Raw genomic sequence first — 14,841 nt, forward strand, 5'->3', positions numbered from 1 at the left:
CCCGGTGGTGCGCAGCTTTGTCAGCACCGTGCACCTGGCGGGCAGCCTCGAAGAACTGCTGCAGCAGACGGTGGTGCAACTGAAGCGCATCACCGGCTTCGGCCGGGTCAAGGCCTACCGCTTCGATGCCGAGGGCAACGGCCAGGTGCTGGCCGAAGTGGCCGACCCAGGCTACCCCAGCTATCTGGGCCTGTGCTTCCCGGCCTCGGACATCCCGCGCCAGGCGCGCGAGCTGTACCGGGTCAACCGCATCCGCGTAATCGAGGATGCCAACTATCAGCCTTCCCCACTGCTGCCCGGCGCCAACCCGCGTACCGGCAAGGCCCTGGACATGAGCTTTGCCGCACTGCGCAGCGTGTCGCCGGTGCACCTGCAGTACATGCGCAACATGGGCACCCTGGCTTCGATGTCGCTGTCGATCGTGGTCGACGGCAAGCTGTGGGGGCTGGTGTCGTGCCACCACCAGCAGCCGCGCACCGTGGACTTGCGCACGCGCACCGCCAGCGAACTGCTGGCCAGCGTGCTTTCGTTGCAGATCGAATCGCGAGAAGCCCACGCCAGCACACGCAAGCTGCTGGACCTGCGCCAGCACATCGTGCGCATGATCTCGTCCATGGCCGACCACGACAGCGTCGGCGACGGCCTGCGCGAGCTGCCCGACGTGCTGCTGGCCTTCGCTGGCGCCCAAGGTGCTGCGGTGATCTCGGCCGAGCGTTGCGACCTGTTCGGCAAGACCCCGCCCGCTGCGCAGGTGACGGCACTGGTGCACTGGCTGGGCCAGCGTGGCGAAGAAGGCGTGTTTCAGAGCGACAACCTGCGCCGCGACATCGACGAGCTCCCCGAGCTCGCGCGGCATGCCGGCGGCGTGCTGGCGGTGGCCATCTCGCAGATCCACTCGCACTACCTGCTGTGGTTCCGCCCCGAGCAGGTTCGCACGGTGAACTGGGCCGGCCAGCCAATCAAACAGGCCGGCCCGCAGGGCCAGCTCGACCCCCGGCACAGTTTCGAGCGCTGGCAGGAACAACTGCACGGCTACTGCGAACCCTGGCACCCACTGGTCGTCGAAGGCGTGCAGGAACTGCGCACCGCCGTGCTCGGCATCGTCCTGCGCAAAGCCGAGGAGCTGGCCCAGCTGGCCGGCGAACTGCGCCGCTCGAACAAAGAACTCGAAGCGTTCTCCTACAGCGTGTCCCACGATCTGCGTGCGCCGTTGCGGCACATTGCCGGCTACACCGAACTACTGGGCGAGATCGAAGGCCAGGGGCTGAGCGAGCGTGGCAGGCGCTTCTTGCACCATATCGGCGAAGCCGCACAGTTCGCCGGCAGCCTGGTGGACAACCTGCTCAATTTTTCGCAAATGGGCCGCTCCGCCCTGCGCATGTCGGACGTTGACCTCAATGCCCTGGTCGAGGCGATCCGCAACGAACTGGCACCGGACTACGAAGGCCGCGAGATCATCTGGGAGATCGCCCCGCTGCCTAAAGTGATCGGCGACCCGGCGTTCATCAACCTGGCATTGCACAACCTCATTGCCAATGCCATCAAGTACACCCGCGGCCGCGAGCCCGCGCGCATTACAGTGAGCGCGGTGGAGCATCCGGGCGAAACCGAAATCTGCATCCGCGACAACGGCGTAGGTTTCGACATGGCCTATGCCGGTAAACTGTTCGGCGTGTTTCAGCGCTTGCACCGCATGGAAGACTTCGAAGGCACAGGGATTGGCCTGGCAAGTGTGCGCCGCATCATCGAGCGCCATGACGGCCGCGTCTGGGCCGAGGGCCAGATCGACCAGGGCGCCAGTTTTCACTTTTCCCTACCGCGCCAACCCGTAACTACCTGAGGCACCGAAATCCCATGCTCAAACCCATCCTGCTGGTCGAAGACAACCCACGGGACCTGGAGCTGACGCTCCTGGCCCTGGAGCGTAGCCAGTTGGCCAACGAAGTCATCGTGCTGCGTGACGGGGCCGACGCACTCGATTACCTGCTGCGCCGCAATGCCTACGCCGAACGTGACGACGGCAACCCCGCCGTGTTATTGCTGGACCTGAAGCTACCCAAGGTCGACGGCCTGGAAGTGTTGAAGGAAGTGCGCGCCACCGCCGACCTGCGCAGCATCCCGACCGTGATGCTGACGTCCTCGCGCGAAGAGCCCGACCTGTTGCGCGCCTATGAACTGGGGGTGAACGCGTACGTGGTCAAGCCCGTGGAATTCAAGGAATTTGTCGCCGCCATCTCCGACCTCGGGGTATTTTGGGCGGTGCTCAACGAACCACCACCCGGCTCCCTGCGTCTGAACCGTCGCGGTAGCAACTGAGGCTCCCGCAACGATGCAGCAAACGCCACTGAAACTACTGATGGTCGAAGACAGCTCGATGGACGCCGAGCTGACCCTCATGCGCCTGGAGCGCAGCGGGCTGCATGTGCAGGCGCAACTGGTGTTCGACCATGTCGGCGTCGAGCATGCCCTGCGCGAGGCCGGCTACGACCTGATCCTGTGCGACTGCGTGCTGCCGGGCTCGTCCGGTACCGAAGTGCTGGCCATCGCCCAGCGCCTGGCACCGGACACCCCGTTCATCTTCCTGTCCGGCATCTACGGCGAAGAACACGCGGTGGAAATGATCCGCCTGGGCGCTACCGACTATGTCCTGAAGAAAAACCTGCCGCTGCTGCCCAAGGCCGTGCGCCGCGCCTTGACCGAGGTGCAGGAGCGCCAGCGCCGGCGCCGCGCCGAAGAGGCCCTGGCCGATGTCGAGGCACGCGCACGCATTGCCATCGACGCCGCCGGCATGGGCACCTGGGACCTGCGCCCGCAAGAAGGTCTGTTGCTCTGGGATGACCGCTGCAAGACGTTGTTCGGCCTGCCCACCGGCACCGACATGACGCTTGAGGTGTTTTACGCCGGCATCTACCCCGACGACCTGCAAATGGTCCGTGAGGCGGTGGAATACGCCATGCGCCCCGAGAGCGGTGGCCAGTATCGGGTCGAGTTCCGCATCGCCCAGCCTGCAGGCCTGGACCCACACTGGTTGCTCAGCAGTGGCCAGAGTCAGTTCGTCGACGGCCAATGCGTGCGTTTTTCCGGGGTGCTGCAGGACATCCACAGCCAACGCCTGGCCACCCAGGCGCTGCGCCAGCTGAACGAAATGCTTGGCGAGCGGGTCGAGCGACGCACCCGCGAGCGTGACCGCGCCTGGGAGCTGTCACAGGACTTGCTGGCGGTGCTGAACAAGGACCTGACCCCGGTCGCGCTCAACCCCGCCTGGGAAGCCAGCCTGGGGTTCTCACGCGAGCGCTTGAGCCAGTCGTCCTTGCTGCATCTGCTGCCCGAGCCTGACCAGGAACTGCTGCTCACCGAACTGGCCGCCCTCTCCCACGGCCGCACCAGTGTGCGCTTCGTCGGGCGCATCCTGCATGCCGGTGGCCAGCAGCGCTGGTTGTCCTGGGTGGTAGTGCCGGAGGACACCCTGCTGTACGTGGTGGCGCGTGATATCACCAGCGAGCGCGAAGCCGCCCTGGACTTGGCCGAAGCCAACGCGCGCCTGCGCGAGCAGATCAACGAGCGCGAGCGTATCGAGGCTGCGCTGCAGCAGATGCAACGGCTGGAAGCGGTCGGCCAGCTGACGGCTGGCGTGGCCCACGACTTCAACAACCTGCTGACGGTAATTCTCACGGGTGCCAGCTTCCTCGAACGTGACCTGAACAAGGGCGACCTGGACAAAGCCCGCACCCGCCTCACCCACGTCCGCGAAGCCGGCGAACGCGGGGCCAAACTCACCTCGCAGCTGCTGGCCTTCTCCCGGCGCCAACGCCTGGAACCGGTAGCGCTGAACCTGAACCGCACCCTTGCCGGGCTGGAAGAGCTGCTGCGCCGCACCCTGGGCGGTAACGTGTCGGTACGCCTGGATCTGGACCAGACGCTGTGGCAGGCGCTGACCGACCCGACCCAGACCGAGATGATCATCCTCAACCTGGCGATCAATGCCCGCGACGCCATGCCGGACGGCGGCCAGCTGACCCTGTCGACCCGCAACACCTCCATCGACGCCCGACCGCAGCGCCCGGAAGACCCGGACCCCGGTGAGTACGTGATGCTGAGTATCCGCGATACCGGCTGCGGCATGAGCGAAGAGGTGCTGGGCAAGGTGTTCGAGCCGTTCTTCACCACCAAGGACATCGGCAAGGGCTCGGGCCTGGGCCTGGCCCAGGTGTTCGGTTTTGCCAAGCAGTCCGGGGGCGGCGTACGGATCGATACCACCCCGGGGCGCGGCACGCAGGTGGCGGTTTACCTGCCGGCAGTGAAAGGTGAGATCGTCAGCGAAGCCGTGGCGCCGGTACTTAGCCAGCCGCTCAGCGAAAGCGGCGGTAACCGCACGGTACTGCTGGTGGATGACGACCACCTGGTGCGCGACATGCTTGGCGATGTGCTGCGCCAGTACGGCTACCAGGTGCTGCAGGCACACAGCGGCGAACAGGCCCTGGCACTGCTGGATGACGAGATCGACCTGCTGCTTACCGACTTTGCCATGCCCGAGTTCAACGGCGCACAACTGGCGCTGGCGGCACGCGATCGCTACCCGCACCTGCCGGTGGTATTTCTGACCGGGTATGCCGAGCTCCAAGGGTTGGAGTTACCGGGCAGCCTGGTGATCCAGAAGCCGGTGCAGGCCGATGAGCTGGCCCGGGTGCTGAACGAGATGCTGGGGATTTCCGGCTAGCCCAGGGTAGACTCACCGTGCAGTGGGGCTGCTGCGCAGCCCTTCGCGACACAAGGCCGCTCCTACAGAGGTTGCGGAGAAATGACAGAAACGACAAAGCCCAGTGCTTATCTTTCCAAGCACCGGGCTAAATACGTTTGAATCTGGAAAATGGCAGGGGCGGCTGGATTCGAACCAACGCATGGCAGGATCAAAACCTGCTGCCTTACCGCTTGGCGACGCCCCTGTATCGGATACAGCGCTTGGCTGCTCTGACAATTCCAACTGAGTGACAACTGGGTTGTTGTCTTGGAATGCGCGGCACTTTAACAACAAAGTTTCGATCTGTGAACCCCCTGATGAAAAAAAATTGCCAAAAAACAGCGGGTTAGTCATCTGCGCCCTGCGCGCCGCTACCATCCGTCGCTTTCCCCCCGCTCCGCTTTAACAGAATCGCATTCCTCCCTTCCAATCAAGTGAGCCAACTGCATTGACCAAGGAGGAACCCATGCCTGTCTCCCACGACCTCTACCAGGACCTGCACTACCCGCGCGAAATCGTCCAGCAGCGCCGCCAACAGGACCAGAAGCTCGACCGCCTGCTGGACGAGTACATGGACATCGACAACCAGGTGCTGGCCGCCGAGTCGATCTCGGCCGGCAACTTTGTCGACGAAGACCTGCGCCACCTGAAGGAACGCCGGCTGGCGGTGAAGTACATGATCGAACGCCAGCTGGAGCGCAAGGCTTAGCGCGCGGGCGTACGCAGGTGACCGGACCTATCGGGTGAAGTGATGATTGCCGGGCACTTTCTGTATTGGTCAAAATGGCCGCCGTCGGGCAAGCTGCGCACTCCCCCGTCATCGCCCAAGGAGCGTTGCCTTTGTCTGCCTGGATCCCAGCCCCGCTACGCCAGTTCGGCAAACGCCTGCGCGGCGCCGCCAACCACCAGAGCGAACTGCTCGGCTGGTTCGAGGACAAGGCGCAAAGCCGTGGTTACCAGCTCAGCCAAGGCCAGCGCCGGGTGATCGAGTGCATGGCCGAGCAACTGGTGCAGCTGGAGCAAGGGCAGCCCCGCAGCCTTTACCTGTATGGCTCGGTGGGCCGGGGCAAAAGCTGGCTGCTCGATGGCTTTTTCCAGGCGGTGCCGGTCGAGGCCAAGCAGCGGCTGCATTTTCATGACTTCTTTGCCCGCCTGCACCAGGGCATGCATTGCCACCGCGCTCTGGATGATGCGCTGCGCGCAACCCTGGACGAGCTGGTGGGCGACTGCCGGGTACTGTGCTTCGACGAGTTCCATGTGCATGACATTGGCGATGCCATGCTGCTCACCCGCCTGTTCAAGGCCCTGTTCGCGCGCGGGGTATTCCTGCTGGTGACCTCCAACTATGCCCCCGAAGGGCTGTTGCCCAACCCGCTGTACCATGAGCGCTTCCTGCCGGTGATCCGCCTGATCAACAGCGCCATGCAAGTGCTGGAAGTGGGCGGCGACACGGACTTTCGCAGCCTGCCGGCCAACCGTGAGCATCAGCGTTTTACCCAGGGCCACTACGTCTGGCCAGGGAATGCGGAGCAGCGCCAGGCCCTGAACGTGCCTGCGCAATGCCCGGTGATGCTGGAGGTGAACAAGCGCCCGTTGCGCGCGTTGGCCACCGATGGCCGGCGGGTGGTGCTGGCCTTTGACGACCTTTGCGAGAAGGCCACGGCGGTGATCGACTACCTGGTGCTGGCCGGGCAGTACGACGAGTGGATCATCGATGGACTGGATGATCTGTCTGAGTGCTCGCTGGCCGCTCAGCAGCGCTTCGTCAACCTGGTGGACGTGCTGTATGACCAGGACCGGCAGCTGACACTGATCGGTACACGGCCGCTGGAAGAGAGCCTGGGCGGGCCACTGGCCGACCTGATGCGTACGCGCAGCCGGCTGGGACAACTGCACCAGACAGGGCTTTAGTACTGGTCGGGCCGTACCGGCCTCTTGGCGGGCAGGCCCGCGAAGAGGCCGGCGGGGTCAATCAGCCCGCCCTGGGCAAATCCGCCAGCACCGCCTCGATCTCGCCCAGCACCGCCGGATCATCCAGGGTCGATGGCGGCACATAGTCCTGCCCGTCGGCAATCTTGCGCAGCACCGCGCGAAGAATTTTCCCCGAGCGGGTCTTGGGCAGCCGCTTCACCAGCCGCACCCGGTTGAAACACGCCAACGGGCCAATCTCCTCGCGCACGCTGCCTACCAGGTCGACCAGCAACTGCGCCTCGGCAATGCCCTCCCCATCCTTCAGCACCACCAGTGCCAACGGCACCTGCCCCTTGATTTCATCATGTACGCCAATCACCGCGCATTCCGCCACTGCCGGGTGCCGCGCCACCAGGTCCTCCATTTCGCCGGTAGACAGCCGGTGCCCGGACACGTTGATCACGTCATCCGTGCGCCCCATGATGTAGACGAACCCGTCATCGTCCAGATAACCGCCATCGCCCGTGTGGTAATACCCCGGATAGGTGCGCAGGTAAGCCTGCAGGTAACGCTCGTGGTCGCCCCACAGCGTCTGGCTGCACCCGGGCGGCAATGGCAGCGCGATGACGATAGAACCCTGGTGGTTGGGGCCCACCAGGTGTCCATCGTCATCCAGCACCTGCACGTGATAGCCCGGCACGGCGCGGTTGCTGGAACCCGGTTTCGCCGCGCTGCCGTCCAGCCCTACGCAAGGCGCGGTAACCGGCCAGCCGGTCTCGGTCTGCCACCAATGGTCGTGTACCGGTTTGCCGCTGACACGTTGCAGCCATTCGTGGGTACTGGAATCGAGCTTTTCCCCAGCCAGGAACAGCTGGCGCAGCGAGCTGAGGTCGTGCCTGCGGATCAGCTCGCCCTCCGGGTCTTCCTTGCGGATCGCGCGCATGGCGGTGGGCGCGCAGAACAGCGCGTTGACCTTGTACTGCTGCACCACCCGCCAGTAGGCCGAGGCGTCCGGGGTGCGGATTGGCTTGCCTTCGTAGAACACCGTGGTGCAACCGCTCATCAACGGCCCGTACACGATCAGTGAATGGCCAACTACCCAGCCCACATCGGAGATTCCCCACCACACATCGCCAGCCTGCATGCCGTAGATATGACGCATGGCATAGCACAGCGCCACGGCATTGCCGCCGTTTTCGCGGACGATACCCTTGGGTTTCCCGGTGGTGCCCGAGGTATACATGATGTACAGCGGGTCTGCGGCATCCAGCTCGACCGGCGCTACAGGCCTGGCACTGGCCATCGCCGCCTGCCAGTCCAGATCGCGGCCTGGCTGCATGTCTGCAGGCGCTTGCGGCCGTTGCAGCAGCAGCACCTTGCGCGGCTGGTGGCGGGCCAGTTGCAGCGCGCGGTCGACCAGCGGCTTGTATTCGATCACCCGGTCGAACTCCACCCCGCAGGACGCCGTCAGCAGCAGCGTCGGCCGGGCGTCGTCGATGCGCAACGCCAGCTCGTTGGCAGCAAAGCCGCCGAACACCACCGAGTGCACCGCGCCAATCCGCGCGCAGGCCAGCATGGCCATGGCCGCCTGCGGCACCATGGGCATGTAGATGATCACCCCGTCACCCTTGTTCACCCCCAGCTGGCGCAGCAAGCCGGCCAGGCGTGCCACCTCGTCGCGCAGCTGGTGGTAGGTGTAGGTCTGCTGCATGCCGGTTACCGGCGAATCGTAGATCAGCGCCAACTGCTCGCCACGGCCCTGTTCGATCTGGTGATCGAGGGCCAGGTAGCAACTGTTCAGGCGACCATCGGCGAACCAGCGATGGGTACCGTCGGCGTTTTCCTGCAGTGTGAGGGCAGGCTTGCGGTGCCAGGCCAGGTGCGCGGCCTGTTCCGCCCAGAATGCGGCAGGGTCGGAAATGGAGTGGGCGTAGCTGTGCTGGTAGCTCATATCGAAGGGGACCCGGTACTTGTTGTTATTGAAGGGCGAATCTTGAGTATGGACCGCTACACCCGCGTCGCCATGGGACTAAAGTCACAACCGACCTGCAAATTTGCAGACAACGGCAAAAACGCCCCACAACAGTGCAAAGCCTCTAGAATAGGCCACCCCTCAGCCACCGAGCAGCTCATGGATATCGATCAGGCCCGTACTTTTCTGGAAGTCGTGCGTTGCGGCAGCCTGGTCGCCGCCGCCGAACGCCTGTTCGTGTCACAGACCGCAATCACCGCCCGTGTACAACGCCTGGAGCAGCAACTGGGCTGCCAGCTGTTCGTGCGCAGCCGCAGCGGCGCCAGCCTGACCAGCGACGGCGAGGCGTTCGTCAGCTATGCCAACCAGCTGGTACAGATCTGGGAAGCAGCGCGCCGCGATCTGCCACTGCCCGAAGGCTGCCAGCAGGTGCTGCATGTGGGGGGTGAGGTGAGCCTGGGAAACCCGATGATGCTCGACTGGGTCAGCGCCCTGCACCGCGAGCTGCCCACCCATGCCATTCGCAGTGAGGTCAGTGACGGCGAGTCGTTGCTGCGCAAGGTCGAAATGGGCCTGCTGGACGCCGCGCTGGTCTACCAGCCGACCTACGGGCCAGGCTTGCAGGTGGAACAGTTGATGGAAGAGAAACTGATCCGCGTGCGCCGGGTCGACCAGCCAGACCCTTATATCTACATCGACTGGGGCGAAGCCTTCCGCCGCCAGCACGATGCCGCCCTGCCCGACTGCGCACGCCCGGCGCTGAGCTTCAACCTGGGGCCGCTGGCCCTGCAGTTCATTCTCGACCAGGGCGGCAGTGGCTACTTCCGCACCCGGGTGGTGCAGGCCTACCTGGACCGTGGGGTGTTCGAGCGCGTACCGCAGGCGCCGGAGTTCACCTACCCGACTTTCCTGGTTTACCCGCGCAAGCGCGACAGCGGCGCCCTGCAACAGGCCTTTGCCATCCTGCGCCGGCTAGTGGCCGCCGGCGCCAGCGACTGGTCACAGCGTTGGGACCCGGCTATCTGAGGCTTCGGCCTTGCTGAGCAACTGGCGCTTGAGGCCGGCAATCAGGTCGGTCTGGGTGATCACCCCGACCAGCGTGTCACCCTCGAGCACCGGCAGGCAATGCAGACCCTGCTCACACAATAGCGGCAGCAGGCGGTCCAGCGGGTGCTGACTGCTGACACTGATGACCCGCCGGCTCATCACCTGCTCCATGCGCACCACCTTGCGGCCAAACAGCCCGCGCCAGCCGCGACCACCACGCTGCATGGCCGGGCCGACCAGGTCGCTGAGGCTGACGATGCCGACCAGTTTGCCCTGCTGCAGCACCGGCAGGGTTTTCAGGTGGTGGCTGGCCAGCATTTTCCAGGCCTGCTCCAGGGTGGTATCGGGCGAGGCGAACTGTACATCGCGGGCCATCACCGAGCCCGCAGTGATGCCGCCAAGGCTGCGCTGCAGGGCGTGCTGCTCGGTGGCCAGGATGATGCGCTCCAGTTCATCGCGGGTGACGTCGACAAATTCACCCAGCTCCTCCAGGGCCTGATCCAGGTCTTCGCTGCGGATGCCGACCCGCTCGCTGGGCAGCGGGTCATGGGTGTGGTGCAGGTCTTTGCGCGGCAGCGCACCTTTGGGGTAACGCACGCCCGTCAGCCGGTTGTAGATGATCGCCACCACCACCAGGATCAGCGCATTGAGCAGCACAGGCTCGAGCAGGTGATCGCCCATCGCGGTCAGGCCCGGGTCGGCAAGCACCGCACTCACCGCCACCCCGCCACCGGGCGGGTGCAGGCAACGCAGCAGGCACATCACCAGCAGCGAGATGCCCAAGGCAGCAGCGGCCACCCATAGCTCGGCGCCGAAACCCTGGCGCATGGCCAGGCCGACCGCGCCAGCCAGGGCGTAGCTGCCGAGCACCGGCCAGGGTTGCGCCAACGGGCCGGAATGCACCGCGAACACCAGCACAGCCGACGCCGCCAGCGGGCCCAGCAGGTGCAAGGCGATGCTCGGCCCATAGGCCATGCTGGTCAGCCAGCCCGCGAGGAACAGACCGAGCAGCCCGCCAATACCGGCACGCAACCATTCTTTTGGGGGGATATTCAGGGGCGCGGGCAACAGCCGCTGCAGACGACTTTCGGAACGCGAGGCAGACATGTAGGTAATCGGGATCTGTGGTTATTCTGGTTAAAAAAGAAAGCCCAGCCGCGCTGGCCTGGGCCTTGTATTGCGAGCGCAATATCTTCAAGGGGGCTCCGTCCGTGGAGAGATGGAAACCGCAGGGTTTCATGAGGGGGATTTTGCCGGGTGGTGCGCGTTTGGGCTAATTCAAAAAAATGCGCCTGTACTGCAATATTATTGCAGTGGCGCTATCGAGCCTTGCGCGGCAATTCGATACATATCCGCAACCCGCCCAGCGGGCTTTGCAGAAGCGCCAACTGCCCGCCCCAGGCCTCCACGATATCGCGCACGATGCCCAGCCCCAGGCCGTGCCCGTCAACCTGCTCATCCAGCCGCGAACCCCGCTCCAGCACCTGCTGTCGCTGGCCCTCCGGGATACCCGGCCCATCATCATCGACCCACAGTCGATAACCGTCGGCATCCGCCGTGATGCCCAGGCGCACTTCGCTGTCAGCCCACTTGCAGGCGTTGTCCAGCAAGTTGCCCAGCAGCTCCAGGACGTCCTCGCGGTCCCACGGCAGCAGCAAGCCGGCCGGTACATCCCTGGCCAGCAGCAGGCCTTCGCCATGAATCATGCCCAACGTCCCCAGCAGCCCGGGCAATTCGGCGTCACAATCGAACTGCGCGCCGGGCAGCGCGTCACCCGCCAGGCGCGCCCGGTTAAGTTCACGCGCCAGGCGCTGCTGGATCTGCTCCAGTTGCCCACGCATCTGCGCGCGCACCTCGGGCAAGTCTCTCAGGCGCTCGCTGGAGGCCAGGCTGAGCAACACCGCCAGCGGCGTCTTCAGCGCATGGCCAAGGTTGCCCAGGGCATTGCGCGAACGCCGCAGGCTGTCCTCGGTATGGCTCAGCAGGTGGTTGATCTGCCCCACCAGCGGCGCCAGCTCGCTGGGCACCTCGGCATCCAGCTGCGAGCGCTGGCCCTGCTGCAACTGGGCGATCTGCTGGCGCGCCCGCTCCAATGGCCGTAGCGAGCGGGTCACGGTAATGCGCTGCAGCACCAGCACCAGGATCAGCGCCACCAGGCCCATGCCCAGGCCGATCTGCTGCAGGCGCCGAAAGCCTTCGCGCACCGGTGAATAGTCTTGCGCCACAGTGATCGAGATATCCTGGCCCAAGCGTCGATAGTCCGCTCGCAACGCCAGCAACTGCTGCCCTTCCGGGCCCAGCTCATGGCTGTCGGAAAGGCCCGGCGCAGAGGGCTTGGACATGTCCAGGTCCCATAGCGAGCGCGAGCGCCAGGTGCCGTTATCGAAATCGATACGGAAGTAGTAGCCGGAAAAAGGCCGCTGGTAGGCCGCCGAAATACGCCGCTCGTCCAGCTGCAGCCCGGACGGGCCACGTACCAGGGCCACCAGCAGGTTCTCGCTTTCCTTGCGCAGGCCGTTTTCCAGGTAGCGCTGCAGTCCGGCCTCGAACAACCACAAGGTCAGTTGCGCCAGCACCACGCCGACCACCACCAGCACCGCCACCAGGCCAAGGCTGAGGCGCGCCTGGATCGACTTCACCCGGTACTCCCCGCGTAGATGTAACCTTGCCCACGGCGGGTTTCGATGACACTGCGGCCAAGCTTGCGCCGCAAGTGGTTGACGTGCACTTCCAGCACATTGGAGTCGCGCTCGGTTTCGCCGTCGTACAGGTGTTCGGCCAGGTGGCTCTTGGACAGGATCTGCTGCGGATGCAGCATGAAGTAGCGCAGCAGGCGAAATTCGGCGGCGGTCAGCTGAATATCCACGCCCTCGCGGCTGACGCACTGGCGACTTTCATCCAAGTGCAGGCCAGCGGCTTCCAGCGTCGGCTGGTTGGCCAGGCCGCGGGCCCGGCGCAACAGTGCCTGGATGCGCAGCTGCAGCTCCTCGGGGTGAAAGGGTTTGCTCAGGTAATCGTCGGCACCGGCCTTCAGCCCTTCGATACGCTCGGCCCACGAGCCGCGGGCAGTGAGGATCAGCACCGGCGTGGCCAGGCCGGCGGCGCGCCACTGGGCCAACACTTCCAGGCCGGGCAGGCCCGGCAGGCCAAGGTCCAGGATAATCAGGTCGTACGGTTCGCTCTGGCCTTGATACACCGCATCACGGCCATCGGCCAGCCAGTCCACGGCATAGCCCTGGCGCTGCAGGCCGGCAGTCAGTTCATCGGCCAGCGGCACATTGTCCTCGACAAGCAACAGGCGCATTCAGTCGTCTTCCTCGTCTTTGAGCAGGGCGCCGGTGCTGGCATCGAGCTTGATCTCGCGCACCACACCTTCAGCCGTGAGCACCTCTACTTCGTATTCGTAGCGGTCGTCGTCTTCTTCCAGCTCGGCCTCCAGCAAACGCGCCCCGGGGTGACGTGCCAGGGCGGTTTGCAGCAGTTGTTCGAGCGGCAGGATGATGCCCTTCTGACGCAGCTTCAGCGCTTCGTCCTGGTCAAGGTCGCGGGCCGCAGCAAGGGAGCATACGGCCAGCAGCGCCAGCGCCAGGTAGCGCGCCGGGCGTGGTAGGTGGATCATCAGTTGTCCCGCTCGTCCTTCAGGACTTCACCGGTCTTGGCGTCCAGCGCCACGTCCCACTCCAGGTTCTGGGTGTCGCGCAGTTCGACCTTGTAGATGTAGCGGCCGTACTCGTCTTCAAGCTCCGAGTCGGTGACAGTGGCGCCAGGGTGCTTGGCCACGGCGGCGGCCTTGAGTTCGTCCAGCGACTTGATGGTCTTGGCGTTGACCAGTTTGACCACTTCGTCGGGCTGTACGTCCTTGGCGAATGCGGCATTGGCGCCCAGGGCAAGGGCAGCGGCGGTGAACAGGGCAGTCAAGGTTTTCATCGGCATTCTCTCCTGAGAACTGTGCAAGTTGTCTACGGGGTTAAGATTAACCAGCGGTCCTTAATTCAACCTGAAAACAGCTGGCGGGATGATAGCGCAGCCGCGTGGCGATGGGGGCTTGGCGATGGGCCTGGCTTGAGGCAAGTGGAACGGCGCTCGATCTGATAGGCGCTGAAGATGCCAAGGCGAACTGTTAGACTGCACACACTATCGATTCACACAGAGCAAAGCCCGCGTGGAAATTTTCAAAGAGTTCACATTCGAATCCGCCCACCGCCTGCCCCACGTCCCTGCCGGGCACAAGTGCGGCCGCCTGCACGGCCACTCGTTCAAGGTCGGCCTGCACCTGACCGGCCCGCTGGACCCGCACACCGGCTGGATCCGCGACTTCGCCGAGGTCAAGGCAATCTTCAAGCCGATCTACGAGCAACTGGACCACAACTACCTGAACGACATTCCGGGCCTGGAAAACCCCACCAGCGAAGTGATCGCCAAGTGGATCTGGGAACAGGTCAAGCCGCTGATGCCAGAGCTGTCCAAGGTGCGCATCCACGAGACCTGCACCAGCGGTTGCGAATACACCGGCGACTGACGTCGCTGCCGGCTAGCCCAAAGGCCTGGGGTGCGGCGGGACAGGCACGGTCATCACTTCCAGGCTTAGCGCCCCCCGCACGCCTTGGTGCGTAGCCAGATAGGGGCGGCCGAACTGTCGGTAACGCCTGACAGTCCGTCCCGACGGATCGATCAGCTGGAGATTGCTCAGCCGTTCACCCACCTCCAGCTGCCGCGGGTCGAGGCCCTCCACCCCCCACTGCGGGGCGTTGTGAGTACCGGCTGGCTGCGGGCTCCCCGACATGCCCAGATAGCCGAAATCCTTGGTCATCGCATATTCAAGTCGCGGCCAGAGGTAAACCGTCTTGCCGAAATAGGCGGGTCTGATTTCGTACGTGAATTGCCCGTATATCTGGTAAACGCCAAACCACAGGATGTCGCAGAGAATGCCAGGCCGCTTCACCCGCAGGCTGGAGGAAGGCTCGAGCGCGCCCTCCGGCTCCGCCCTTAACCAGCCATCCTCGCCATCGCCACTCTCGAAGCGCACCCACAGCGGCGCCAGGTGGTCGACAGCAGCGCCCCACTCCCCTTCAACCCTAACACCTCCCAGCTGCCACCAGCACCGCGCGTTGAAGCACAGGTCGGGCTTGAAGTTGTAGTTGCCCACGGAAGCGCTCCTCATTCGTTCACGAGG

At 64.6% G+C, this 14,841-nt stretch carries 14 protein-coding genes and 1 tRNA gene; 7 read left to right on the forward strand and 8 right to left on the reverse strand.

Translation table 11 applies throughout. The features are described 5' to 3' along the window. The 3 genes from HP547_RS17950 to HP547_RS17960 form a co-directional block, all read left to right on the forward strand. On the forward strand, nucleotides 1-1,840 hold a 1,840-nt coding region (locus HP547_RS17950; protein WP_172286986.1), incomplete at its 5' end, for an ATP-binding protein. 14 nt (nucleotides 1,841-1,854) lie between these two features. After that, a complete protein-coding gene (locus HP547_RS17955; RefSeq protein WP_172228813.1) occupies nucleotides 1,855-2,316 on the forward strand; it encodes a response regulator in 462 nt (153 codons plus the stop codon). A 13-nt stretch (nucleotides 2,317-2,329) separates the two neighbouring features. Further along, nucleotides 2,330-4,717 (forward strand): hybrid sensor histidine kinase/response regulator, encoded by a 2,388-nt coding sequence (locus tag HP547_RS17960; RefSeq protein ID WP_172228815.1) that lies wholly within the window; start codon nucleotides 2,330-2,332, stop codon nucleotides 4,715-4,717. 151 nt (nucleotides 4,718-4,868) lie between these two features. Here HP547_RS17960 and HP547_RS17965 read toward each other — a convergent pair. Next, a tRNA-Gln gene (locus tag HP547_RS17965) sits at nucleotides 4,869-4,943 on the reverse strand. 261 nt (nucleotides 4,944-5,204) lie between these two features. Here HP547_RS17965 and HP547_RS17970 point away from each other — a divergent pair. After that, complete coding sequence (locus tag HP547_RS17970) at nucleotides 5,205-5,447, forward strand: hypothetical protein (protein WP_172228817.1); 243 nt, start codon at nucleotides 5,205-5,207, stop codon at nucleotides 5,445-5,447. A gap of 131 nt (nucleotides 5,448-5,578) precedes the next feature. Further along, nucleotides 5,579-6,649: a cell division protein ZapE gene (gene zapE / locus HP547_RS17975; protein ID WP_172286987.1), complete on the forward strand. Its 1,071-nt coding sequence runs from the start codon at nucleotides 5,579-5,581 to the stop codon at nucleotides 6,647-6,649. A 61-nt stretch (nucleotides 6,650-6,710) separates the two neighbouring features. On the opposite strand, the gene HP547_RS17980 is transcribed toward zapE, so the two are convergent. After that, nucleotides 6,711-8,600 (reverse strand): propionyl-CoA synthetase, encoded by a 1,890-nt coding sequence (locus tag HP547_RS17980; RefSeq protein ID WP_172286988.1) that lies wholly within the window; start codon nucleotides 8,598-8,600, stop codon nucleotides 6,711-6,713. Nucleotides 8,601-8,780: 180 nt separating this feature from the next. On the opposite strand from HP547_RS17980, the gene HP547_RS17985 reads away from it, so the two are divergent. Then, complete coding sequence (locus tag HP547_RS17985; RefSeq protein ID WP_172286989.1) at nucleotides 8,781-9,647, forward strand: LysR family transcriptional regulator; 867 nt, start codon at nucleotides 8,781-8,783, stop codon at nucleotides 9,645-9,647. Here HP547_RS17985 and HP547_RS17990 read toward each other — a convergent pair. The 5 genes from HP547_RS17990 to HP547_RS18010 all read right to left on the reverse strand — a co-directional run bounded on the left by HP547_RS17990 (nucleotide 9,621) and on the right by HP547_RS18010 (nucleotide 13,595). Then, nucleotides 9,621-10,775, reverse strand: coding sequence for an HPP family protein (locus HP547_RS17990; RefSeq protein WP_172286990.1), 1,155 nt, complete (start codon nucleotides 10,773-10,775; stop codon nucleotides 9,621-9,623). The genes HP547_RS17985 and HP547_RS17990 overlap by 27 nt on opposite strands. Before the next feature lie 212 nt (nucleotides 10,776-10,987). Next, nucleotides 10,988-12,307, reverse strand: coding sequence for an ATP-binding protein (locus HP547_RS17995; protein ID WP_172286991.1), 1,320 nt, complete (start codon nucleotides 12,305-12,307; stop codon nucleotides 10,988-10,990). Then, complete coding sequence (locus HP547_RS18000; RefSeq protein ID WP_172228394.1) at nucleotides 12,304-12,972, reverse strand: response regulator transcription factor; 669 nt, start codon at nucleotides 12,970-12,972, stop codon at nucleotides 12,304-12,306. Before HP547_RS18000 ends, HP547_RS17995 begins: the two co-directional genes overlap by 4 nt. Continuing rightward, nucleotides 12,973-13,287: a PepSY domain-containing protein gene (locus tag HP547_RS18005; protein ID WP_172228396.1), complete on the reverse strand. Its 315-nt coding sequence runs from the start codon at nucleotides 13,285-13,287 to the stop codon at nucleotides 12,973-12,975. Beyond that, a complete protein-coding gene (locus HP547_RS18010) occupies nucleotides 13,287-13,595 on the reverse strand; it encodes a PepSY domain-containing protein (RefSeq protein ID WP_172228398.1) in 309 nt (102 codons plus the stop codon). The genes HP547_RS18005 and HP547_RS18010 overlap by 1 nt, the downstream gene beginning before the upstream one ends. A gap of 235 nt (nucleotides 13,596-13,830) precedes the next feature. On the opposite strand from HP547_RS18010, the gene queD reads away from it, so the two are divergent. Next, complete coding sequence (gene queD / locus HP547_RS18015; RefSeq protein WP_016392794.1) at nucleotides 13,831-14,187, forward strand: 6-carboxytetrahydropterin synthase QueD; 357 nt, start codon at nucleotides 13,831-13,833, stop codon at nucleotides 14,185-14,187. Nucleotides 14,188-14,199: 12 nt separating this feature from the next. Here the strand turns inward: queD and HP547_RS18020 are convergent, their stop codons facing one another. Beyond that, nucleotides 14,200-14,814 carry a hypothetical protein gene (locus tag HP547_RS18020; protein WP_172286992.1) on the reverse strand — a complete coding sequence of 205 codons (615 nt, stop codon included), beginning with the start codon at nucleotides 14,812-14,814 and terminating at the stop codon, nucleotides 14,200-14,202. Between the last annotated feature and the right edge of the window lie 27 nt (nucleotides 14,815-14,841).

Source organism: Pseudomonas sp. CM27 (assembly GCF_013179515.1).
Taxonomy (GTDB): Bacteria; Pseudomonadota; Gammaproteobacteria; order Pseudomonadales; family Pseudomonadaceae; genus Aquipseudomonas.

What these genes read in the sequence shown, in the direction of transcription:
- HP547_RS18010 (WP_172228398.1), bottom strand. Translation starts at nt 13,595, where the DNA reads ATGAAAACCTTGACTGCCCTGTTCACCGCCGCTGCCCTTGCCCTGGGC.
- HP547_RS17970 (WP_172228817.1), top strand. Translation starts at nt 5,205, where the DNA reads ATGCCTGTCTCCCACGACCTCTACCAGGACCTGCACTACCCGCGCGAA.
- HP547_RS17960 (WP_172228815.1), top strand. Translation starts at nt 2,330, where the DNA reads ATGCAGCAAACGCCACTGAAACTACTGATGGTCGAAGACAGCTCGATG.
- HP547_RS17990 (WP_172286990.1), bottom strand. Translation starts at nt 10,775, where the DNA reads ATGTCTGCCTCGCGTTCCGAAAGTCGTCTGCAGCGGCTGTTGCCCGCG.
- HP547_RS18005 (WP_172228396.1), bottom strand. Translation starts at nt 13,287, where the DNA reads ATGATCCACCTACCACGCCCGGCGCGCTACCTGGCGCTGGCGCTGCTG.
- HP547_RS17955 (WP_172228813.1), top strand. Translation starts at nt 1,855, where the DNA reads ATGCTCAAACCCATCCTGCTGGTCGAAGACAACCCACGGGACCTGGAG.
- HP547_RS17985 (WP_172286989.1), top strand. Translation starts at nt 8,781, where the DNA reads ATGGATATCGATCAGGCCCGTACTTTTCTGGAAGTCGTGCGTTGCGGC.
- HP547_RS18000 (WP_172228394.1), bottom strand. Translation starts at nt 12,972, where the DNA reads ATGCGCCTGTTGCTTGTCGAGGACAATGTGCCGCTGGCCGATGAACTG.
- HP547_RS17980 (WP_172286988.1), bottom strand. Translation starts at nt 8,600, where the DNA reads ATGAGCTACCAGCACAGCTACGCCCACTCCATTTCCGACCCTGCCGCA.